Origin of the sequence: Chryseobacterium polytrichastri, from assembly GCF_900142445.1 — a bacterium.
Classification (GTDB): Bacteria; Bacteroidota; Bacteroidia; order Flavobacteriales; family Weeksellaceae; genus Chryseobacterium; species Chryseobacterium polytrichastri.
In genome coordinates this window covers 20,567-44,798 of sequence record NZ_FRAV01000002.1, presented here as the reverse complement: position 1 = coordinate 44,798, position 24,232 = coordinate 20,567, and the positions used below count along the sequence as shown (strand labels likewise).

Sequence of the window (24,232 nt, the reverse complement as noted above, 5' to 3'; positions counted from 1 at the left end):
TAATTTTTAAAAATGAAAAAGCTTATTATTTCGATTATCCTGTTTTCTCATTCGATTTCAGCACAATACACCAATTTCAATATTGTAAAAGAAGTTAAAGTAAAAAATAAAGGTGTTGTAGTTTCAGCACATCCTCTCGCAAGTGAAGCAGGAGCACAAGTTCTCAAAATGGGAGGAAATGCTTATGATGCTGTCACAGCAACTCAATATGCTTTAGCTGTGGTTTACCCTCAAGCCGGAAATATTGGCGGCGGCGGGTTCTTAGTAGGCGTAAAAAATAATGGTGAAAAATTCACTATTGACTATCGTGAAACCGCTCCCAAAAAAGCTTCAAGAGATATGTATCTTGATAAAAACGGTAAGGCCAACACAGATCTATCTCAAAATGGAAGACTGGCAGTAGGCATCCCGGGAAGTATCGCCGGATTTTTTGCCACTTTAAAATACTGTAAACTTCCTATGGACAAAATCATCCAACCTGCTATTGATTTGGCTGAAAAAGGTTTTGCAATTACAAACAAGGAAGCAGATATGTTGAACTCACAAAGAGAACACTTTCAAAAACATAATAAATCAAGCATCCTTTTCGTAAAAAACACTCCTTGGAAAGCAGGAGATCTTTTGATTCAGAAAGAATTGGCAGAAACTTTAAAGCTCATTCAGAAATTAGGGGCAAAAGGATTCTATGAAGGAAAAACAGCCGATCTTTTGGTTGCTGAAATGAAAAAAGGAAACGGGATTATCACGTTAGAAGATTTAAAAAATTATAAAGTTGCAGAAAGAAAAGCATTAGAATTCGATTATAAAGGAAGTAATGTTGTTACCATGCCATTGCCTTCAAGTGGTGGTCTGCTTTTAGCCCAAATGTTAAGAATGGCTGCTTTTGAGAACTTAGAAAAATATCAACAGAACTCTACTCCTGCTGTACAGATCATGGTAGAAGCAGAAAGAAGAGCTTATGCCGACAGAGCAGAATACATGGGTGATCCGGATTTCATTCAGGATAAAACGTCTTATTTGATCTCTGATGAGTATTTAAAAAGCAGATGGAAAAGTTTCAGTTTCGATAAAGCTACTCCAAGTTCCGAAGTTGGGAAAATCATTAAACAGCCCAAAGAATCAACAGAAACCACTCATATCTCAGTTATTGATAAAGACGGAAATGCTGCATCAGTAACCACCACTCTTAACGGTTATTATGGAAGTAAGGTATTGGTAACAGGAGCTGGCTTCTTTTTAAATAATGAAATGGATGATTTCTCCGTAAAACCAGGAGTTCCGAATATGTTTGGAGCTGTAGGTGGAGAAGCCAATTCTATCCAGCCCAATAAAAGGATGCTTTCTTCCATGACGCCAACGATTATTCTGAAAAACGGAAAACCATATATGGTGGTTGGAACTCCGGGAGGAACTACAATTCCTACATCTGTTTATCAATCAATCGTAGATGTTGTGGATTTTAAATTGGATGCCAATATTTCTGTCAACGCACCCAAATTCCACCATCAATGGCTTCCTGAGACTGTTTCAGTAGAAAATAATTTCCCTGAATCAACGATTTCAGAACTAAAAGCAAAAAATTACGTTTTTGAAAAAGTAAAATATATCGGAAAAACAGAAATGATCGTCATTGATGATACTAATACCATTCATGCTGTTGCCGATGGGCGTGGCGACGATTCTGTTGCAGTGGAATAATTACCTATTTCTTACATTGATGTTTATCTAAAAATATCATTTGTACGATAAAAAAGTTTCGGCGGGGCTTACAGCCCCGCCGAAACTTTTTATGACTTTTGTCATATCTAAAATTTAATTTTCTTAATTTTCCACCTTTAAAATCATAAACATTTCCTTTTGAAAGCAAAAAAAATCTATCAACAACTTTATTTTCAAGTAATTATTGCAATAATCGCAGGTATTCTTTTAGGCAGATTTTACCCCGAATTGGGAGAAAAAATGAAGCCATTAGGAGATGGTTTCATCAAATTAGTAAAGATGATCATTGCTCCAGTAATTTTCATCACACTTACTTTGGGAATTGCCCACATGACCGACTTAAAAAAAGTAGGAAGAATTGCAGTAAAAGCAATGCTCTATTTCTTTACTTTTTCCACATTAGCATTAATTATTGGTTTAATTGTAGGAAATATTTTACAACCGGGGCATGGTTTAAATATTGATCCGGCTACTCTATCCGGTGACGTTTCACAATATCAACAGAAAGCCCATGAAACGACCTTAACAGGTTTTATCATGAATATTATTCCTGAAACTTTATTTAGTCCGTTAGTTGGGGAAAACATTTTGCAAGTTCTTCTAGTTGCCGTTTTAATGGGAATTGCGTTGGTGTTAACTAAAGACAAGAGTCAGAGAATCACAGATTTTTTACAGGATCTTTCCACTCCCATCTTTAAAATTGTGCACATGCTCATGAAATTAGCCCCAATCGGAGCTTTTGGAGCAATGGCTTTTACGATTGGAAAATATGGACTTCATTCTGTTTTAAACTTAATATTCTTAGTCGGAACCTTTTATATTACTTCTGCCCTTTTCGTTGTTTTGATTTTAGGTGCTGTAGCTTGGTATAATGGTTTCAGTATTTTTAAATTGATGTATTACCTGAAAGAAGAACTTCTTTTGGTTCTAGGAACAAGCTCTTCAGAATCTGCACTTCCTGGAATTATGGAAAAGCTTGAAAAGGCAGGATGTTCAAGAGCTATTGTAGGGTTGGTAGTTCCCACCGGTTATTCTTTTAATCTTGACGGAACCAACATTTATATGACATTGGCTTCCTTATTCATCGCACAAGCTTTAAATATTGATCTTTCAATTGAGAAACAATTGATGTTACTTCTGGTTGCTATGCTAAGCTCAAAAGGAGCGGCCGGAGTTACTGGAGCCGGATTTGTAACGTTAGCAGCAACATTGGCCGTGGTTCCGGAAATTCCGATTGCGGGAATGACTTTGATTCTTGGAATTGATAAATTCATGAGTGAGTGCCGCGCTTTGACGAATGTAATTGGAAATTCAGTTGCTACAGTAGTTGTTGCCAATTGGGAAAAACAATTAGATAAAGACCAGCTACAATACTGTTTGGATCATCCGAATGAGATTGAGAAAAAATTAGAGGTTTGATTTTTAAATTTTTTAGGAGCTTAATCCCGCTTTCCACTATATCTTTTTCGCCAACGCTTTTTTCAAGGCCAATTCAGAAAAAGGATGTCGTTGCAATCGGGGCTAGAGTGTTTGTCTGGATTTAAATTATCGTCATAAAAACTCAACACATACTTTGTCTTCCTAAAAGGATCTAAGCATAGTTTTAGAAAATAGTCTGGAAAGATTCGTGTGTAGATTCCTACGGGATGACAAACTTTATATTAAAAATCGTATTTGAGATTGCTTCGTCGCTTCGCTTCTCGCAATGACTTATACCAAAATATTCAAGCTAGAAGGCTGAACTTTAACGTGAATAGGTGATTTTATTTTGTTGAATTCGCCATCCAAATGCCAGTTCTTGGTATTTACTTTAAATTCTATTTCGGAAACTGGAAGATAAGTTACATAATCATCATCTTTCAGTTTCTTGGTGAACATTCGGTAGGCAAAGAGTGCAGAATAAGTCAATGGAAACTTTTTTACCAACACCATATCTACCAAACCATCACTTTTACTTGCGTTTGGAGCAATATAAGCGTTGTTACCAAATTGGCGTGTATTGGCAATATTCAACATTAAATATCTCCCGTTATATTGTTGATATTTTTCATCCGTGAATTTTACCTTAATTGGCTTATAATTAAAGAACGTTTTAAGGGAAACTTTGATATAGTTTTTGAATCCACGATCTGTTTTTTCAAACTCTTTCACTACTTTTCCGTCAAATCCTGTTCCTGAAACATTAATAGAAAGCCTATCATTTACCGTAAATGTATCTATTTTTCTGGATTTTTTAGCGTTGATTTTTGCTAGAAGTTCATCTAAGTTTTTACTGAACTTTGTTTCATTAGAAAATCCATTTCCAGAACCTGCAGGGAAAATTGCTAAAATTTTTTCTGTACTGATGAGATTTTTTGCTACCGTAGAAATTGTTCCGTCACCTCCTATCGCTACAAATATATCCACATTATCAAAATGGTCACGGATAAAATCATCTGTTCCCTGAATAGATTCTGAAATATAGTACAACGGGGTTCCAACCTTTTTTATCAGTTCATTAAGAAATGGCTGATAGTTTTTTTTGGCCGAGAAAGGATTGATGATAAAAGCTACTTTTTCCATTGCTACAAAAGTAAAAAATTGCTTTGTTATTCTAAAGTATTTTAAGAGTATTTAATTTGAATTAGAAATTTAATGAATCTTAACTATTTTGCCAGATTATTTAATTTTCATTCTTTTCTTAAATTTAAGATTTAGCGTGCTCCCCAACTCATTCCATGAAATAGGAATAATGATATCACCAATAGAATATCCCTCTGCAATTTCATCTGTATTATAATGGAAATAAAGATTGTTTTCATCAAAATAAAAATTAGTGGTCATAGGAACTTTTTTTGTTAATAACGTATTATATTCCAACACATCATATTTTTTCATCTGCTGCATCATTGTTGTTTTATCAATGTTCTTATTAAGTATTTCCGAAAGTCTGTCTTTTGACATAGAGGTAATATCCTGTAATTTTAATTCTTTATTACCATTTAAATCAAAAACTCTTTCAGTATAGTTGTAATAATTATATACTCCTCCTATAAACATACTTTCATAATATTGAATATGTAGATATTGATTCTCATTAAATTTAATATTCATCTGAGAAGTTTTTTCCCATTTCTGAAGATGTTTTAAATGAGTGAGTTTAGTTGTTTTTTTAAGCTTTGAATACAATTCTCTTTTTTGAGCTTCTAAATATTTTGCCAGCCCTTCTTTTGTAAAATCTGTAATATTTTTCTTATCATATATATTTTGAAGGAGGGTTTTATCTTTTATGCTTGGGAACACCAATAATTGTGAAGAATATTTTACCGTTAGCGAGTCAAAAATATTTGCTAAATCTTCTTCTATTACTGAATCGGTGATGAAGTTCACAGGAATATCAGACTGTAAGTGTTTGTTTTTTATGCCGACTTCCCTGCATGTATATAACATGATAAAAAAGGAGACAGCCAACATAATGACTGCTTTTTTCATATTAATGTGTTTATATACGTAGGTCAAAAAATGTTCCAAAAACAAAAAAGCTTCCAAGACAGGAAGCTTTTTAGGTTATTTCATTTTAGTAGATTTTTCTACCTTAACAGGTATGATATATTGATCATTTCTCTATTCATCACAAAAACCATTCATTTTATAAATAGCTATGCAATTATTTAAAAATCTTATTTTTTTATTAGACTTATTACCTGATTTTCACTTTTTGAGGCCACTCCCCAAATTTGCTTAAATGCAGGATAATATTCTTTAGGATAATCTGCACTTCCTACTGTTGTTGTTGAGGTAATTTCAAGTGTATTTCCTTTTTGCTCAACTGCATAATTATAGGAAATTTCTTTATCATCCGTTACAATTTTTTTACTTTTTGGAAGCTCTTCAATCGTATATCCTTCAGGAATCTCTAACACAATCTTTTTCACTTTTGTGTAAGGCGAGATAAAATCAATTGTATATTTTCTTTGTTCTGTTTGGTCAAACTCATTTGAATTTTTATTTAAAAACAACATCGGATTAATAATCATCTTCTTTCCTACCCTGTCTATTAAATTATCCGAAGAGAACTTCATCGTACTTTCAAAATCTCCATTTTCCAATACTTTAGAATCAATACCTGTAAAATCTATCGCATAATTTTCTTTGTACTGCTTTTTGTATTTTTCATTATTATCATCGTAATTTTCTTTTACAAACATGGCGAAGGTTCCAGTATCTTTATCAGAATATGTTCCTGAAATACTTCCATCTTCATTAATTTTGGCATTGACTGTAAGGTAAGTGAAACTAGGCTTCGCATTCACCATTTGCATCTGCTTTACCTTATCTTTAGATAATAAAATTCCATACTGATTCCAATCTCTTGGCGGCAACTGATCCATAGAAGACTGCTTGGAAGTAGCATCATAAATGTGTAAACCATCTTTTGTTTCAATAGCCACTATTACGAAATTCATATTAGAAACATTAGGAGAAATCAAATTGATTAACCCTTTATTTACCGTCGAAATAAGAACAGGATCTGCCTTAAGGCCAGCTTCACGAAGCATCATGACCAAGAAAAGGTTAATCTCAGCAGCATTTCCTGTTTTGGTTTCCAACAGCTTTTTTATCCCATCTTCTGTATAAATTCCTCTATCATTATTCCATGTGAAAGTCTTTTGTATGTGTTTAAAAATAGCATCTGCTTTTTCTACATCCGTTTTAAAGTCTGCAATTCCTGCCGGCATATTTTCTTTTGCCAGCTTTGATTTTTTTAATTCTCCTCCAAAATCTTCATTCTCGTACAATCTGTCTTTTATCTGCTCCCAAGAAGATGAATAGAGTTTTAGCTCTTTAAAATTTGTAGAATTTAATTCTGCACTAACCTTCGTTCTGTAGTTTCTATCGTTTTTAACAAACTTTTCAGTTTTAAAACCTTTGAGCTTCTCATATCCAAATCTATAGGTTTTATATTGTGTTCCATACATACTTTGTTCCTCTACCACTCTATACGTAGGATTCAATGAACCTGTATAATTAATGTTATAAGCAATATTCAGAGGATTCTCCAAAACATATTCTGTATATAATGAAGGCGTATCTCCTTCTATAATTATTTCAGGAATGGCAAATAAGAACGGGGAGGAAACCTCATACTGATACTCAATAACAGATCCATTTTTCACATTTGGGAATGCAAATTTGGTTATGGAAAGATATTTGCTTTCCTTGCTTTTATACTTTGAACTTTTTTCAACTTTAGTGGGAACTACCACTCCATTCTCTAAATTATAAGTAAACGCTTTTATTTTATTGAGTTTTTCCTCACTGCTTCCGTTTTTATAAAGAGGAATTTCAAGGTTCAGCCAATCTTCTGCCTTATCTTTATCATAGATCTTTACCCTGTAAAAAGCCTTCTTAGTAAGAAGCCCCGTATAAGTATCAACCATAAAATGTTGAGATTTATATAAAATTTCAGCGGGAGCATTTTCATCCAAAGCAGATTTTTGTTTAGATAAATCTGTATCATTAAACTTTGGGGGATTTAGAAATTCATGCTTTTGAGCATCAATAAAAATTAAATTTATTGTACAAAAAGCCATTAACACTATTTTTTTCATGCTTAGATCTTAGTAATTAGAATTTTTGAGTTATCGTTGTTTATTGTTTTTTTTCTGAAGCTGATATAGTCGTTGTACTTTTCTTTTGGATAAATACCTTTGTTGACACGAATCTTTCTATTCACCTTCAGTTGCGTCCCATTTTTTACAAAACTTAATGTATACGTTCCAAACTCAGAATTAATAATTGCATCATTAGGAATCTCATCTATTTTGAAATTAACAGGAATCGTAAAATTAATTTCATATTCATCTTCAAAAGACTGTCCTATCTCAAAAGGAAGCTCTCTGTTTTCTTCTGTTTTATAAACAGCATTAGAAAATATTGGTACTGCCCTGAATATCATACTGCTTCCTGCATTTTTAGAATAATTATTTGCTTTAAAATCCAGATTATAGGTTGCAACACCATTGTCACGATCATTCACGAAATTTTTCATTTCAATTTTCTCGAAATTCAATGCGCTTAATCGGGTCTTTACCGCTTCATTCTTTTCTTTTGGAGATAAATTGGCAAAGCCCAAAGTAAAGTCATACTGACTTCCTGTATAAGCAAAATCCCCTTCTCCCGTTAGGCTATTGTCTTCATTAACCTTTACTTTCAACATCTGCTTTTCTCTGTTTTTATCAGCCGAAGATGCCGGAGTATTAATCAGCTCTATTCCATTCTTTTTGATGGAAAGTACATTTCTGTCTGTTGTACTATAACTTAAATGATTAAATGCAGTCTGTTGAGATGTATTTTCAAGCCAGATATTTCCTTTTTCTGTAGGAACCATTAAAATTGCATGATTACCACCCATTTTAGGAAAATCAGGATCGAAAGAAATATCAGAAGAACTAGAATTAATGACGGAATAATATGACGGAATACCCGCCTCATCAAGAAGAGTTTTCATATAATTCGTTAAACCTTTACAATCTCCATATCCTTTTTTATGTACCTCATCGGGAAGCATGGGCTGCCAACCTCCAATACCCAATGCTACAAATATATACCTTGTTTTTGCCTGCATATACTGATAGAGCTTTTTCACTTTCTCTTCTGTAGAACCTTGCAGGTTAAGGCTTGCCACTTCAGCTTTTATGGTTGGTGTAGATACAGAAACAGGTTGTAGAATACTGTTGTAATACCAGGAACCGAAATCTGACCAAGTGGTAAGATTCCCTTGTTTTCCTTCCAGATTAAACTTTGACAATGCAAAACTTACTTTCGGAAGTATTTTTTCAGGCTGAGGCAGCAAATTAATCTCATCAATTGCTGAAACATTTTTATAGGTATATGTTTTCTCTGTTCCGTTATTGTTTTCTATTACTGATGTATAATTATATTTTGAAGGGTAAATCTTTGTTCTAAGATCGATACCCGATTTATTAATGATCTTAACCTCTTTTTCTTCAACCGAAGTATTGATTGTTGAAAAAGGCATAAAGTCCGGAATAAAAACGGTATTCTCATCTGAAATCTGATAAGAAAACTCAACGGTATATGGATATTGAACTGGAGTATATGCTAAACTTAAAAATCGACTATTGGAATAAAAAACACCTTGAGAATTATTCGCAAAATCACCAAAATCAGACTTTGAATAGGATTTAATTTTCTTTCCGGATCCATCATAAATAATAACTTTCACATCCGAAATCTGATCACCCTTTTCATAAGGAATAAAGGCAACCGCTTTCTCATCCCCATCTTTAGAAAGAACCGTTGCCACTTTGCTATACTGATATTTTATATCATCAATTTTATTAATCTGGATTGTTGTAATATCTTTTCTGATCACAACATTGGCATTTTTCTTTAAGTTTTCCGGTATTGCCGAAGCCGGATATATTTGCGCATAATATAAAGAAGCTATTGAACAAGCTCCAATACAGAAGATTTTCATCATGGTTACTAAAATTATGCAAAAGTAATGAAATCTTAATAAGTGTTAAAATTAATTTATAGTCATAAAAAAAGACCTCATTACTGAGGCCTTGATATGTGTATTTTGATTAATTTTATTTCAACCGTTTTACAGAATAATACCCAATTTCTAAATTACTCCCTCCTGATGTTGCTAATCCTCTTATTTTTAAGAGGGCACCATTACTCCCATTAAATCCATTTTGGTTTTGTTGCACGCGAAATGAATATGTTTTAGATGCCAATAAATCTATGGCAGCACTGTAACTAATATCTTTTACATCTCCATTATTCATATTATCCACGGTATAGATCGTGAAGGCTGCCCAAGCACTATCCGTATCATTATATAAACCATAATAAAAATTTCCACTTAATACATTGCCATTTTGATTTTGTATAGGAAAGTTCATCCCAATAAGATACGTACCATCGCTCGTTACTTTAAACGAATTTGCTGTTGCCGTTCCCGTATAGCCATTATAATTATCAATTAATTTATTGGTAATATTTCCAATGGCTGCAATGGGTGCCGGACTGGCTATAGGTACAATCCAATCTTGTTGCATTCTTAAAGACATTTCCTGAGCAACCTGTAGCACCCCGTTAATCATAATAACCGTTCCTGTACCATTGGGTAATGTATTGCTTGTTCCTGCTATAAACTTCCATACTGTTCCGTCAAAATAGTAATTTCCGGCACTTTGAACATTCACAGTTTGTCCTGCCGGGGCAGTGTCAGCTGCTGTAACATATACATGCGCTCCGGTTTGAGCAGCCGTATAGGTTTTTGCTCTCAACTGAGCTCCTGTAATTCTTGGAGGGATAATACCATCTAAACTTGAAGTAGTAGCAGGCTTACCTGTAACATCTAATGAAGCTTGTGGTACAGAGGTGTTAATACCAATCTGTGCACCCGCTAAGGAGAACATCCCCGCGATATGCGCGAGTATAAATATTTTTTTCATTCTATAGTATTTTAACTATGTAAATATATTAATTTTTAACATATATGTAAAATAAATTCAACTTTTCTATTAAATTATGAATAAAAAAAAGACCTCATTACTGAAGTCTTTACATGTATATTTTGATGAATTTTATTTCAAACGCTTCACAGAATAATACCCAATCTCCAAATTACTTCCTCCTGATGCTGCCAATCCTCTTATTTTTAAGAGTGCACCATTACTACCATTATAATTATTTTGATTCTGATAAACATAGAAGGCATATGTTTTAGATGCCAATAAATCGACAGCAGCATTGTAACTAATATCCTTTACATCTCCATTATTCATAGCATCCACAGTATAAATAGTAAAAGCAGCCCATCTAGCATCTGTTACATTATATACGCCATAATAAAAATTGCCCGATAATACATTACCATTTTGGTTTTGCAATGGAAAATTCATTCCTACCAAATAAGTACCATCATTCGTTACCTTAAATGAATTGGTGGTTGTGGTTCCTGTAAAGCCATTATAATTATCTATCAATTTATTCGTTATATTTCCTATTGCCGTTGGAGTACCAGATGATGCAACAATAGGTACCGTCCAGTCTTGTTGCATTCTCAAAGACATCTCCTGAGCAACCTGTAATACTCCGTTAATCATAATAACAGTTCCTGTACCATTAGGTAATGTATTAGCAGTACCTGCTAAATACTTCCACACCGTTCCGTCAAAATAATAATTACCTGCACTTTGCACATTTACAGTTTGCCCTGCAGGAGCAGTATCTGCCGCAGTAACATATACATGGGCACCTGTTTGAGCCGCAGTATAAGTCTTTGCTCTCAATTGAGCACCCGTCATCCTTGGAGGAATAATACCGTCTAAACTTGAAGTAGTGGTAGGTTTACCAGTAACATCTAATGATGCTTGTGGGGTTGAGGTGTTGATACCAATCTGGGCGTTCGCCCAAGTAGATAACCCCGCGATGTACGCGAGAATAAAAATTTTTCTCATTTGTATGTGTATTTACTAGCCGATAAAATTAAGTTTTTTTTTCATTCAACGCATATATCTTCATCATTTTAACACTTTTATAGATATTTTAACAAAAAAGAAAGCTCCTTACGGAGCTTTCTTTTTACATTTTATGTATTATATTTTATACATCAATTTTAGCATATTTTGCATTCTTTTCAATAAATTCTCTTCTTGGTGGAACTTCATCCCCCATTAACATTGAGAATACACTATCTGCTTCTACCGCGTTATCAATTGTTACCTGCTTCAAGATTCTGTGTTCAGGGTTTAGCGTTGTTTCCCAAAGTTGTTCAGGATTCATCTCTCCAAGACCTTTATAACGTTGAACTTCTACCCCTTTACCATCCGGAGACATTTCTAAAGTAAACTCTTCACGTTCTTTTTCGTTATAAGCATATACTTTCTTGTTTCCTCTTTTCAACAAATACAAAGGCGGTTGAGCGATATAAATATATCCGTTCTCAATAAGCTCCTTCATAAATCTAAAGAAGAACGTAAGAATCAAAGTAGAGATGTGAGAACCGTCAATATCAGCATCGGTCATAATTACCACTTTGTGGTATCTTAATTTTGCTATATTTAACGCCTTACTATCTTCCTCAGTACCTACAGAAACACCAAGAGCTGTATAAATATTCTTGATCTCTTCGTTATCATATACTTTATGAAGCATTGATTTTTCCACATTCAAAATCTTACCTCTCAAAGGCAAGATAGCCTGAAAATGTCTGTCACGGCCTTGTTTTGCCGTTCCACCTGCTGAATCTCCCTCCACTAGGAACAGTTCAGATTCTGCGGGGTCTTTAGATGAACAGTCAGATAATTTTCCTGGAAGACCAGAACCACCCATTGGCGATTTTCTCTGAACCATTTCACGAGCTTTCTTCGCTGCCTGTCTAGCTTTTGCAGCTAAAACAACTTTCTGAACGATAATTTTAGCTTCGTTAGGGTTTTCTTCTAAGAAGTTAGAAAGCATTTCCCCTACAATTTTATCAACTGCACCAGAAACTTCTGAGTTTCCTAATTTCGTTTTCGTCTGTCCTTCAAACTGAGGTTCCATTACTTTTACAGAAATCACGGCTGTTAATCCTTCACGGAAGTCATCTCCTGTAATCTCTACTTTTTCTTTAGCAGGAATTCCCAAATCATCAGCATACTTCTTCAAAGTTCTCGTTAAAGCACGTCTGAAACCTGCTAAGTGAGTACCTCCTTCATGCGTGTTGATATTATTTACATAAGAGTGAAGGTTTTCGCTAAATGAAGTATTGTAACGCATTGCAACTTCTACAGGAATATCATCTCTTTCTGCTTCCATGAAAATTACGTGCTCCATAATAGACTCACGGTTTCCATCTATATATTCAACGAATTCTTTTAATCCACCTTCAGAATGGAAAATCTCCGAAGGAAATGATCCGTCTTCGTTAGGTTCTCTTTCATCAATAAGCGTAATGGTAATTCCTTTATTAAGAAAAGCCAATTCTCTTAATCTTGTAGCAAGAGTATCATAGTTGTAAACAGTTTCCTGGAAAATAGTTCCATCCGGCTGGAAGAAAACCTCAGTTCCTCTCTCATCCGTAGTTCCTATTTCAGCAACATCTGCTAATGCTTTACCTTCTGAATATTTTTGTTGATATAATTTTCCATCACGGCTTACCGTAGCTACTAATAAAGTTGAAAGTGCATTCACACAAGAAACCCCAACTCCATGAAGACCTCCGGATACTTTGTAAGAATCTTTATCAAATTTTCCTCCGGCTCCAATTTTAGTCATTACAACCTCTAGAGCAGATTTTTGTTCTTTTTCGTGAAAATCTACAGGAATACCTCTACCGTTATCTTTTACGGAGATACTTTCTCCATCATGAATTGTTACTTTAATAGTATCACAGTGTCCTGCTAAAGCCTCATCAATAGAGTTATCTACTACTTCATAAACCAAATGATGAAGACCTCTTACTCCTACATCTCCAATGTACATAGATGGTCTTAATCGAACGTGTTCCATCCCTTCTAAGGCTTGGATACTACTAGCTGTATATTGTTTTTGACTCATATTAAATGTTAAAATCTTGCTATATGCAAAGACCTACAAATATCGTGATTTTTTTCGATTTATCAAAGTTAAAAAGTGTCAAAAAACATTGAATTTTAAAGCGTTTATTTCGCGAAATTTTAATTTAAAAAATCAAAGTTATAATGTATTTCCTTAACCTCAACTGTTTTAAATCATATCAAACATCAATAATTTATACGTAAATTTATTTACTCAAAAATTGATACTTATGGACGACTTCCTTGCAGCTCGTGCCCAAATGGCCATATCTCTTGGCTTCCACATTATTTTTGCCTGTGTAGGTATGGTAATGCCTTTTTTAATGGCTTTTGCCCACTGGAAATATTTAAAAACCAATAATGAAGTCTATAAAGGGCTCACAAAAGCATGGAGCAAAGGGGTTGCTATCTTATTTGCTACCGGAGCTGTTTCAGGAACAATGCTTTCTTTTGAGTTAGGACTTCTATGGCCCGGATTTATGAAGCATGCGGGACCCATTTTCGGAATGCCTTTTTCTCTAGAAGGAACTGCCTTTTTTATCGAAGCCATTGCTATCGGGTTTTTCCTGTATGGCTGGGATAAATTCAACAAATGGTTTCACTGGTTTTGCGGATTTTTAGTAGGCTTGAGTGGCTTGGCTTCAGGAATTCTTGTGGTTGCCGCCAACGCCTGGATGAATTCTCCTTCAGGATTCGATTACATCAATGGGCAATATGTAAACATAGATCCTATAAAAGCGATGTTTAATGATGCCTGGTTTCCGCAAGCGCTCCACATGACGGTTGCAGCATTTTGTGCAACAGGCTTTGTTGTAGCAGGAGTGCATGCTTATTTAATCATGCAAAAGAAAAATGTAGAATTTCATACCAAAGCTTTTAAAATTGCAGCAGGTTTTGCATTGATCGGTGCTTTTGGTGCTCCTTTAACAGGTGATGTTGCTGCGAAATCTGTTGCAGAAAGACAGCCTATTAAATTAGCCGCCATGGAAGCGCATTTTGAAACTGAAAAAGGCGCAGCATTTGTGTTAGGAGGAATTCCTGATGAAGAAAAGGGTGAAGTAAAGTATGCGTTAAAAATCCCAAAAGTATTGAGCTTTTTGGTAAGCAATGATTTTAATTCGGAAGTAAAAGGTCTGAAAGATTTCCCAAGAGATGAATGGCCTCCAGTTGCTGTTGTTCATTATGCTTTTCAGATCATGATCTTTTTCGGAGTCGTGATGATTTGTATTGGTATGGTTTATTTATATGCCGTATTCTTCAAAAAAGAATGGCTGACTAAAAACTGGTTATTAAAAACCTTTTTCTTTGCAACTCCATTCGGATACATTGCATTGGAAGCAGGCTGGACAGTCACGGAGGTAGGAAGGCAGCCCTGGATCATTTACGGAATCATGAGAACGGTTGATGCAGTAACCCCAATGCCTGGAATTCAGTATTCATTTTACTTCTTTACAGCCATCTTTGTATCTTTATCATTAATTATCATCTTCCTGTTGAGAAGACAGATTCACATGGTTCCGAAATTGTATGACCCTACCGATGCTAAGTTTAACGATAAAAATAACAAATCATGATCTACGTTGTAATCGGCTTTCTTTGGCTATCCATTTGCCTGTATGTAATTTTAGGTGGTGCTGATTTCGGAGCAGGAATTGTTGAACTTTTCACCAAAAAAAGAGCCCGTCATAAAACAAAAGAAATCATGTATGAATCTATTGCACCTGTTTGGGAAGCCAATCATATGTGGTTGATCATTGCTATTGTAATTCTTTTCGTTGGCTTTCCTGAAATTTACACTACCCTTTCTACCTACCTTCATATTCCTTTAGTGTTACTTCTTTTAGGAATTATTGCAAGAGGAACAGCTTTTACTTTCAGACATTATGATGCGGTACAGGATAAATGGCAGGTTTTATATACTCATATTTTTTATTATGCGAGCTTTTTAACCCCTTTCTTCTTGGGATTAATTGCTGCGGCAACAGTTTCCGGATCTATTAATCCTGATGCTACAACATTTTTAGATTTATATATCTTCAGCTGGCTTAATTGGTTTGGAGTGGCAGTAGGCTTTTTTACCATTTCATTATGCGCATATCTGGCTTCCGTTTTCGCATTAAGAGAAACCACAGATAGATTGGAGTTAGGCTTAATGATCAAAAAATCAAAACAGACGATGATCTTTGTAGTTATTACCGGAGCACTGGTATTCTTAACCGCCTACCTTTCAGACATTCCGTTGGTAACTTGGGTTTTCTCAAAACCTTTAGGAATTATGGCCATCTTTTTTGCAACCGTTGCTTTAGGATTGATCTTACGTGCTATGAACAGCAGAAAACTACTTCCTGTAAGAGCGTTAGCTGGGTTTCAAATTATTATGATTTTGGTTGCGGCAACCTATCAGCATAATCCGAATATTATCCTATTAGGAAACGGACATCATCTTTCTTTATTATATCATGTAGCTGCACCTAAAACCATCTCAGCCTTGGGCTGGGCATTGATGCTGGGCTCATTGTTTATATTGCCGTTTTTATTTTATCTGATGTATTCATTCAGTAAATTGAGAAAATAAATATCATAAGCAAACCTCATCCATATTGATGAGGTTTTTCATTTAAAGTAATTTCAACTTATGTTTATTATTAATAACATATAAATAAAGTTAACAGACGTTAAAACCCTCTACTTTAAAAATAAAATTTACATTAGTTCCGTTTCTTTATTTTAAATCCCTAGCTAAACTTTTATTTTTATTAAATTTTTTAACAACTAAACTAAAATTTATATGAAACATTATTTGCTCCAATTTTCAAGACTTAAGGCTTTAAACAAATCTTTAAGTATGCTGTATTTCATTGTCATTACCATTTTTTCGACTTCAAATTTATATTCTCAATATGAAAACCCAGCTAAAAAATATGCTAATGCTTATAAAAAATACGAAAATGCGACTTGTCCTGTAAAAGATAACGGAATACAAAATTTCGTTTATTTTTCGAGAGATAGAGAGCTGATAAAAGATCATCCTTTTTTAAAAATGCCTCAATTCAAAGGTGCCCAAATTATGTACTCATGGAGACAACTTGAGCCCGAAAAAGGTAAATACGACTTTTCCGAAGTGAAAGAAGACTACGAGTACCTCCGTTCAAAGGGAAAAAAACTTTTTATCCAACTTCAAGATGCCACATTTGATCCAAATTACAATGCTACCCCCAAATATCTTTTAACTGATGAATATGACGGTGGGGCTGCAGAGTTTTTCGAAGAAGGCAAAGCTGTAGGATGGGTAGCAAAACGTTGGAACCCTAAAGTTCAGGAACGTTACGCTGCATTTCTTGAAGCATTAGGAAAAGAGTTTGATGGTAAAATTGAAGGTATTAATCTTCAGGAAACAGCAATAGGAACTGTTAAAAATCTTACTCCAGAAGTATATGTAAAATCAATAAAAGCAAATATGCTTTCCATGAAAAAAGCTTTCCCAAAATCTACCACAATGCAATATGCCAATTTTATTTCAGGAGAGTGGCTTCCTTGGGAAGACAAAGGATACCTTCGATCCATTTATAAATACGGACAAGAAATTGGTGTTGGGCTTGGCGGTCCCGATTTAATGGTTCAAAAAAAAGCGCAACTGAATCATGCATTAAAGCTAATGCATGAAGGAAAATTTACGGTTCCGCTGGGTATTGCTGTTCAAGATGGAAACTATATCGGGGAAACTGGAAATACTAAAATTGTGCAGAAAAATAAAAATATTGTCCCGATGCTTAGTGCATTTGCAAAAGATTTTCTGAAAGTTAAGTATATGTTTTGGGTCAATCAGGAACCTTATTTTATACGCGATGTTGTTCCTTGCTTTTCTTCAATAAAATAAAATATTCTCAAAAAACAAAAGCGAACTTTTTACAGTTCGCTTTTTAGTATTTATAAGTTTAAAACTTAAACTAGTTTCATGAAAACATTTTCGTCAATCTTTTCTACTTTCACCAAATTATTTTTAGTTAAAGTCTTTGAAGCTTTGTCCCATTTTTTACCGGAAAGCTTGCTTTTTTCTTTCACTTCAGCTAAAGAAAACGGCTCTTCCTGAGTTTTTAAAATGTCTAGGATAGCATTTTCATCTTCTCCTAATTCAATTTGAACTACTGCTTTTTCAGGTTTCATTTGAGGGAAGAATAATACTTCCTGAATAGATGCATTATTGGTTAAGAACATAATTAATCTATCCATTCCAATTCCCATTCCTGAAGTTGGCGGCATACCATATTCTAACGCTCTTAAGAAGTCTTCGTCGATAAACTGACCTGCTTCATCATCTCCTTTTGCTGCCAATTTCAATTGCTCTTCAAAACGCTCTCTTTGGTCAATCGGGTCATTTAATTCTGAATATGCGTTGGCAATTTCTTTACCACAAACCATTAATTCAAAACGCTCGGTTAATCCTTCCTGGCTTCTATGTTTTTTGGTTAAAGGTGACATCTCTACAGGGTAATCTGTAATGAAAGTTGGCTGAATGAAGTTTCCTTCGCATTTCTCACCAAAGATCTCATCAATTAATTTCCCTTTACCCATTGTCTCGTTTACCTCAATTCCGATAGATTTTGCAAAGTCGAACAATTCCTGCTCCGTCTTTCCTGTAATATCAAAACCTGTATATCTTTGAATAGCTTCCGTCATTGAAACTCTTGCATAAGGTGCTTTGAAATCAATTTCCTGATCACCAAATTTTGCTTTTGTAGTTCCATTCACAGCTATTGCGCAATGTTCTATCATTCTTTCGGTGAAGTCCATCATCCAATAATAGTCTTTATAGGCTACATAGATTTCCATTACCGTAAATTCTGGATTGTGTGTTCTGTCCATTCCTTCATTTCTGAAGTTTTTAGAGAATTCATACACTCCATCAAAACCACCAACGATTAATCTTTTCAGATATAATTCATTCGCAATTCTCATATATAAAGGAATATCTAACGCATTGTGATGTGTAATGAAAGGTCTTGCCGCTGCACCACCGGGAATAGCTTGTAAAACCGGAGTTTCAACTTCCATATAACCTGCATCATTGAAAAACTGACGCATTGCTGTGTACATTTTGGTTCTCTTCACGAAAGTTTCCTTTACGCTAGGATTCACTATTAAATCTACATAACGTTGTCTGTATCTTAATTCAGCATCATTGAATGCATCGTGCACTACTCCATTTTCATCAGTTTTAGCCTGAGGAAGTGGACGTAGCGCTTTGGTAAGAAGGGTAAAGTTCTTCACCAAAATTGTCTTCTCTCCAACTTGTGTCGTAAACAAATCTCCTTCAATACCGATAATATCACCGATATCTAAAAGGTGTTTGTAGACTTCGTTATATAAAGTTTTATCTTCTCCTGTACAGATTTCGTCTCTGTTGAAATATACCTGAATTTTACCTGTAGAATCCTGCAATTCAGCAAAAGAAGCCTTCCCTTGAATCCTACGGGACATCAATCTACCAGCAATCTTCACCTGTTTATTCTCAGAGAAATCCTGTTTTATAGACTCAGTAGTGTCTGTGATTGTATATTCATCCGCAGGGAAAGCATTAATCCCCATTTCACCAAGCTTCGTAAGCTTTTCTCGTCTAATGATTTCTTGTTCTGATAATTGCATTGTATCTATTTAAAATAACGTGCAAAATTAGTGATTTTTGAATTGATGGTCAATGAATTTTTTAGAAAATTATAAACATAATGGTCAATTATGAATTGTGAATTTGCTGCGCAGCGAAATTATTAGCAAAGACTATCATCTACTTACGTAGTAAAATTGAATAATTACCAGCCTTAAAACCAGTCTTTCCGATTCTGCTTAGGAATAAATGTCCAAGCCAGCATTCTGCTTATTTTTTGCCCTTGGGCCATATCAATGGTTTTAAAATCTACAACTTTAGCCTTCTTTAAAAACATCGTTAGCTTATGTAGATTTTCTTTTTTAGAAACCAAGCAGGTAAACCAGAGAATTTGTTGAGAATACAACGCACTTTCCGCAATCATTTTTGAGATAAAAGCGAGTTCACCGCCTTCACACCATAATTCAGATTGTTGCCCACCAAAATTAAGTAAAGGTTTCTTACCCTTCGATTTATTAAGGTTTTTTGTTTTCCTAAGATTTCCTTTCATTGCAGATTCCTCGGAATCATGAAATGGCGGATTGCACATGGAAAACATAAATTTATCTTTTGAACCTAGAATATTTTTGAAGATAAATTGTGTGTCAGGCTGTTGTTTTAATTGAATAACAGATGATAAATCGGGATTACTATTTAAAACCCTCTGGGCATTTTCCAAAGAATCTTTGTTGATATCCGTTCCCAACATTTTCCATCCATAAGAACTGTGGGCAATGAGAGGATATACAAGATTGGCACCAGTCCCAATATCTAAACCGTTTACAGAAACTCCTGTAGGGATCTCTTTTTTTTCTTCAGATAATAAATCGGCAATATAATGTACATAATCTGCCCTTCCAGGAATTGGCGGACAAAGATTAGAATCAGGAATATCCCAATTCTGAACCTTATAAAAATGCAACAATAAAGCTTTATTGAGTAGTTTAACCGCCTTTGGAAGGCTGAAATTAATGGTTACCGTTTGATAAGCATTAAGGAAAACATACTGCTTCAGTTCCGGCACGCAAGAAATAAGTTGATCAAAATCATAGGGATTACGATGTAGATTTCTTGCGTGCAGACTGAGTTTTTCAGTAGTCATATTTATTTTTTCTGACTTAAAATATATTCTACCATTTTCTTGGCATCTTCTTTAGATACCTGAGGATGGGGCGACATTGGAACGCCTCCCCAAACTCCACTTCCGCCTTCTATAATTTTTGAAGCAAGCAACTCAATATCTTTTTCAGAATATTTATCTGCTATTTCCTTATAAGAAGGTCCTATCATTCTTTCATTAACACTGTGGCACCCAGAGCAATCTAATGTTTCTATGATTTGATCACCAGAAAGATTAGTTTTTGCAGGCTCCGAAACAGCAGTTGTCTCAGAAGACGTGGCATCCACTGGAGTTTCTTTTTTAGAGCAGGAAAGAATAAGTAAACTTACACATCCTGTTAAAAATAGTTTCTTCATTATTTCTTCGCTGTAGAATCTGTTTTAGCAGCTTCAGGAGCAGGTGTTGCTGTAGGAGTTGCAGCTGGTGCAGCAGCCGGTTTCGCTGTAGAATCAGCAGCTACAGTTGTTGCTGTTGGCTCTTCTAACATCGTGTTACTGTCTTGTAAAGAATGGTCTGCTTTTTTTGAACAGTTTACAACCAATAAACCTCCGATAAATGCAATTGCTAATACTTTTTTCATTGTTTTCTAATTTGAAGCAAAAATATAAAAAATAAACTTTTAAACTCATGACAAATCTCTACTTTAAAGATATTTCTTAAGGAAGCTTTCTTTAAATGGAAAATATCACAGAAAAATTAAAAGCAAAGATTAAATATGAAGCAGATAAAAACAAATAAAGAATTCATCAATGAATATATTTTATCTTCATAAAATCATACAAAACCTAATAATAGCAAAAATCACAGAATCAAAACGGAAGAATTAAAGAAATAATTAAACCAGCTGAAATAACTCTAACAATTTTAAGTTTTTTTATTTTCTCTTTTTTTTCATTTTTATATTAAAAAAATTATCTAAATTTGTCACATGTTTAATATGAGCAACAATATTTGGTGGTGGCTTTCAAACTCTTCGTCGGGTCTGAAGTTATTATCATGTTGCTAGATCAACAGCAGAAATAATATACAACAATATATAGACTTTGACGATTTTCGTTGAAGTCTTTTTTTATTTACAATCAATTCAAAAAAAAATAAAACTGCAAATGTTTAGCAAAAAAATAAAAATAAAAACCGTTTCTAAAAAAACATTGGGAGATCTACAAACTCCGATGAATATCTACCTACAGATCCGTGATAAGTTCAGAGATACGATTCTTTTGGAAAGTTCAGATTCTAAAAATATTGATAATAATTTCTCCTTTATAGCCATCAACGCTGTCGCAGGAATTGAAATTAAAAACCTGAATGAGTTTGAAATAAAACTTCCGGGAGAAGACCCTATAAAACAATTTATTATAGATCATAAAGTAGCCGATATTTTTGAAGATTTCACTAAAAGTTTTGAATGCGAAGAAACAAATGATTCTATTGAGCAAACTGCTCAAAGTCTTTTTGGATACACAAGTTTTGAAGCTGTTCAGTTTTTTGAAAATGTAAGTTTTAAGCCGCAAAGCCCAGAAGTTGAGATCCCGATTCTTCGTTACAGATTGTATCAATATGTGATTGCTATTAATCATTATAATGATGAAATGCACATTATTGAAAATCAAATTGAAGGACTAAAATCTGAACTTTATTTACTAGAAAACATTCTTAAAAATCAAAATTCGGTAGTCTACCCTTTCAAGAAAAACGGGCAGGAGACCTCTAATATTACAAATGAAGAATATCTTGATCTCGTAAACACAGCGCAGAAACACTGCATGAGAGGAGATGTTTTCCAATTGGTGTTGAGCAGAAGATTCGAACAGAAATTTCAAGGTGATGAATTCAATGTATATCGTGCGTTGAGAAACATCAACCCTTCTCCTTATTTATTCTTCTTCGATTATGGAAATTATAAATTATTCGGATCAAGCCCTGAAAGTCAATTAATTATCAAAAATAACAAAGCCATCATTCACCCAATTGCCGGTACATTTAAAAGAACAGGGCATTTTGAAACTGATCTTCAGTCGATTGAAGAATTAAAAGCAGATGCCAAAGAAAATGCAGAACATACCATGTTGGTAGATTTAGCAAGAAATGATCTTGGAAAATTGGGAAAAAATGTAACGGTTACCAAATTAAAAGAAATTCAGCTTTTCTCTCATGTTATCCATATGGTAAGTGAAGTGACTGCAGATTTGCGTGAAAATACAAATCCATTTGAAATGGTGGCTACCACCTTCCCACAAGGAACATTAAGCGGGGCGCCCAAACACAGAGCGCTTCAATTAATCAATCAATATGAAAAAGATTCACGTGGTTATTATGGAGGTTGCATCGGAATGATCGGATTAAATGGAGATTGTAATCAAGCCATTATGATCAGAACTTTCTTAAGCAAAAACAACACCTTATATTATCAGGCAGGTGCCGGATTGGTTGCAAAATCGAATCCTCAAAGTGAATTGGAAGAGGTCAACAATAAGTTGAACGCCTTGAAAAAAGCAGTTGAAAAAGCAGAAAAATTAGTTGATAATTTCTAATTAACCCCCAACACAAGAAACCAAAAATGGATAACAATAAAGAAGAACAAACTAAAATACTAGTTTTTGATAATTACGATAGCTTTACCTACAATCTTGTTCAAATCATCGAAAGAGTAATGAATCAGGAAGTTGATGTAGTGAGAAATGACCAAATCACTTTGGAAGAGATCAATAAATATGATAAAATAATTCTTTCGCCAGGACCAGGAATTCCTGAGGAAGCAGGTATTTTATTAGATGTCATTAAAAAATATGCTCCTACAAAAAGTATTCTGGGGGTTTGCCTTGGTCAGCAAGCCATTGCCGAAGCTTTTGGAGGAAGTTTAATTAACCTTTCCGAAATCTTTCACGGAGTAGCAACTTCGGCAGAATTAGTAAAAACTGATACTAAACTTTTTAGAAATATAGAAAGTGGTTTAGAAGTGGGAAGATATCACAGTTGGGCTGTAGATCCGGATAATTTCCCTCAAGACCTTGAAATTACCGCAGTAGACAAAGACGGAATGATCATGGCACTACAGCATAAAACGTATGATGTACACGGTGTTCAGTTCCATCCAGAAAGTATTTTAACCCCCGATGGAGAAGCCATCATTAAAAATTTCCTTTTACATTGAAAACACTAGAATCTCCCTCAACGATAAAAACTCCACAAATGAAAGAAATCCTTGAATACTTATTTAATCATCACACCTTATCCAAATCTGAAGCTAAGGCAATTATGATTGAGATTGCTCAGAATAAATTTAATGCTGCAGAAGTTACTGCTTTCATTACTATTTTTCTTATGCGAAATATTACCCTGAAAGAATTGGAAGGCTTTAGAGAAGCTCTTCTACAAATGGCAGTTCCTATACATATAGATTCTGATGATGCTATAGATATCGTAGGCACAGGAGGTGATGGAAAAAATACCATCAATATATCAACATTAACCAGCTTTGTAGTTGCAGGAGCCGGACAAAAAGTAACGAAACATGGAAACTATGGGGCTTCTACCACCACCGGTTCTTCCAATGTATTAGAGGAATTAGGGTATGAATTTAAAAATAATTCTGATAAATTGAATGAAGATCTGGAGAAAGCCAACATCTGTTTTTTACATGCTCCTTATTTTCATCCTGCACTTCAATCTGTAGGACTCCTAAGAAAATCACTGGGATTAAGAACCTTCTTTAATCTTTTAGGACCTTTGGTGAATCCTGCAAAGCCAAAATTTTCAATGATTGGCGTTTATAATCTTGAAATTGCCAGAATTTATCAATATCTACTACAAAAAGATGAGCGAGATTTCATTTTGGTTCATAGTTTAGACGGATACGATGAAATAAGTTTGACTCACGACAGTAAAATTATCACCAAAAAAGGTGAAGAAATTTATTCTGCTGAAGACTTAGGCTTTGATTCCATTTCTCATGAAAGCATAAAAGCAGGAGAAACGACTCATGAATCTGCTAAAATTTTCAGAGATATTTTGGAAGGAAGAGGTACAAAGCAGCAAAACTCTGTAGTTCTGGCTAATGCTTCGGTTGCCTTACATCATACTCATAAATTCGGAAGTTATGACGACTGTCTTTTATTGGCAAAAGAAAGCTTAGAAAGTGGAAAAGCATTGAAAAGTTTGGAATTATTATTGGGATAGTTTTTTAACAGTATC

Annotated in this window: 19 protein-coding genes; 8 read left to right on the top strand and 11 right to left on the bottom strand. The window is 34.4% G+C overall.

Going from position 1 to position 24,232, the window contains the following annotated elements:
- The first annotated feature begins 12 nt into the window (after positions 1-12).
- Together ggt and BUB80_RS01460 are read left to right on the top strand one after the other, a co-directional pair.
- Complete coding sequence (gene ggt, locus BUB80_RS01465; RefSeq protein ID WP_073290249.1) at positions 13-1,698, top strand: gamma-glutamyltransferase; 1,686 nt, start codon at positions 13-15, stop codon at positions 1,696-1,698.
- A 159-nt stretch (positions 1,699-1,857) separates the two neighbouring features.
- Complete coding sequence (locus tag BUB80_RS01460) at positions 1,858-3,138, top strand: dicarboxylate/amino acid:cation symporter (RefSeq protein WP_073290247.1); 1,281 nt, start codon at positions 1,858-1,860, stop codon at positions 3,136-3,138.
- 291 nt (positions 3,139-3,429) lie between these two features.
- Here BUB80_RS01460 and BUB80_RS01455 read toward each other — a convergent pair whose 3' ends face one another.
- From BUB80_RS01455 to gyrB, 7 genes are all read right to left on the bottom strand, one after another.
- A complete protein-coding gene (locus tag BUB80_RS01455; protein WP_073290246.1) occupies positions 3,430-4,281 on the bottom strand; it encodes a diacylglycerol/lipid kinase family protein in 852 nt (283 codons plus the stop codon).
- A gap of 96 nt (positions 4,282-4,377) precedes the next feature.
- Entirely contained in the window at positions 4,378-5,190 is an 813-nt protein-coding gene (locus tag BUB80_RS01450) for an RsiV family protein (protein WP_073290244.1), read from the bottom strand.
- 188 nt (positions 5,191-5,378) lie between these two features.
- Positions 5,379-7,310 (bottom strand): transglutaminase domain-containing protein, encoded by a 1,932-nt coding sequence (locus BUB80_RS01445; RefSeq protein WP_073290242.1) that lies wholly within the window; start codon positions 7,308-7,310, stop codon positions 5,379-5,381.
- Positions 7,311-7,312: 2 nt separating this feature from the next.
- Complete coding sequence (locus tag BUB80_RS01440) at positions 7,313-9,205, bottom strand: DUF3857 domain-containing protein (protein WP_073290241.1); 1,893 nt, start codon at positions 9,203-9,205, stop codon at positions 7,313-7,315.
- 112 nt (positions 9,206-9,317) lie between these two features.
- A complete protein-coding gene (locus BUB80_RS01435) occupies positions 9,318-10,190 on the bottom strand; it encodes a hypothetical protein (RefSeq protein ID WP_139262477.1) in 873 nt (290 codons plus the stop codon).
- 132 nt (positions 10,191-10,322) lie between these two features.
- Positions 10,323-11,198: a hypothetical protein gene (locus tag BUB80_RS01430; RefSeq protein WP_073290238.1), complete on the bottom strand. Its 876-nt coding sequence runs from the start codon at positions 11,196-11,198 to the stop codon at positions 10,323-10,325.
- A 145-nt stretch (positions 11,199-11,343) separates the two neighbouring features.
- Entirely contained in the window at positions 11,344-13,278 is a 1,935-nt protein-coding gene (gyrB, locus tag BUB80_RS01425; RefSeq protein ID WP_073290237.1) for a DNA topoisomerase (ATP-hydrolyzing) subunit B, read from the bottom strand.
- Positions 13,279-13,507: 229 nt separating this feature from the next.
- On the opposite strand from gyrB, the gene BUB80_RS01420 reads away from it, so the two are divergent.
- From BUB80_RS01420 to BUB80_RS01410, 3 genes are all read left to right on the top strand, one after another.
- Entirely contained in the window at positions 13,508-14,851 is a 1,344-nt protein-coding gene (locus tag BUB80_RS01420) for a cytochrome ubiquinol oxidase subunit I (protein ID WP_073290235.1), read from the top strand.
- The gene (locus BUB80_RS01415; protein ID WP_073290233.1) at positions 14,848-15,852 is read left to right on the top strand and encodes a cytochrome d ubiquinol oxidase subunit II; all 1,005 of its coding nucleotides are present in this window, start codon (positions 14,848-14,850) and stop codon (positions 15,850-15,852) included. The genes BUB80_RS01420 and BUB80_RS01415 overlap by 4 nt, the downstream gene beginning before the upstream one ends.
- 270 nt (positions 15,853-16,122) lie before the next feature.
- Positions 16,123-17,154, top strand: a complete 1,032-nt coding sequence (locus BUB80_RS01410) for a hypothetical protein (protein ID WP_073290521.1) — start codon at positions 16,123-16,125, stop codon at positions 17,152-17,154.
- Positions 17,155-17,219: 65 nt separating this feature from the next.
- On the opposite strand, the gene lysS is transcribed toward BUB80_RS01410, so the two are convergent.
- From lysS to BUB80_RS01390, 4 genes are all read right to left on the bottom strand, one after another.
- A complete protein-coding gene (gene lysS / locus BUB80_RS01405; protein WP_073290232.1) occupies positions 17,220-18,920 on the bottom strand; it encodes a lysine--tRNA ligase in 1,701 nt (566 codons plus the stop codon).
- A 173-nt stretch (positions 18,921-19,093) separates the two neighbouring features.
- The gene (rlmF, locus tag BUB80_RS01400) at positions 19,094-20,020 is read right to left on the bottom strand and encodes a 23S rRNA (adenine(1618)-N(6))-methyltransferase RlmF (protein WP_073290230.1); all 927 of its coding nucleotides are present in this window, start codon (positions 20,018-20,020) and stop codon (positions 19,094-19,096) included.
- Between the two features lie 2 nt (positions 20,021-20,022).
- Positions 20,023-20,394 (bottom strand): c-type cytochrome, encoded by a 372-nt coding sequence (locus BUB80_RS01395; RefSeq protein WP_073290228.1) that lies wholly within the window; start codon positions 20,392-20,394, stop codon positions 20,023-20,025.
- Positions 20,394-20,618, bottom strand: coding sequence for a hypothetical protein (locus BUB80_RS01390; RefSeq protein WP_073290226.1), 225 nt, complete (start codon positions 20,616-20,618; stop codon positions 20,394-20,396). The genes BUB80_RS01395 and BUB80_RS01390 overlap by 1 nt, the downstream gene beginning before the upstream one ends.
- 526 nt (positions 20,619-21,144) lie before the next feature.
- On the opposite strand from BUB80_RS01390, the gene BUB80_RS01385 reads away from it, so the two are divergent.
- Genes BUB80_RS01385 through trpD form a run of 3 tightly spaced genes read left to right on the top strand, consistent with a single transcriptional unit; the run spans position 21,145 to position 24,217 of the window.
- Positions 21,145-22,572, top strand: coding sequence for an anthranilate synthase component I family protein (locus tag BUB80_RS01385; RefSeq protein ID WP_073290224.1), 1,428 nt, complete (start codon positions 21,145-21,147; stop codon positions 22,570-22,572).
- Positions 22,573-22,598: 26 nt separating this feature from the next.
- On the top strand, positions 22,599-23,192 hold the full coding sequence (locus BUB80_RS01380; RefSeq protein WP_073290222.1) for an anthranilate synthase component II: 594 nt from the start codon (positions 22,599-22,601) through the stop codon (positions 23,190-23,192).
- Positions 23,193-23,230: 38 nt separating this feature from the next.
- Complete coding sequence (trpD, locus tag BUB80_RS01375; RefSeq protein ID WP_073290519.1) at positions 23,231-24,217, top strand: anthranilate phosphoribosyltransferase; 987 nt, start codon at positions 23,231-23,233, stop codon at positions 24,215-24,217.
- Positions 24,218-24,232: the final 15 nt, after the last annotated feature.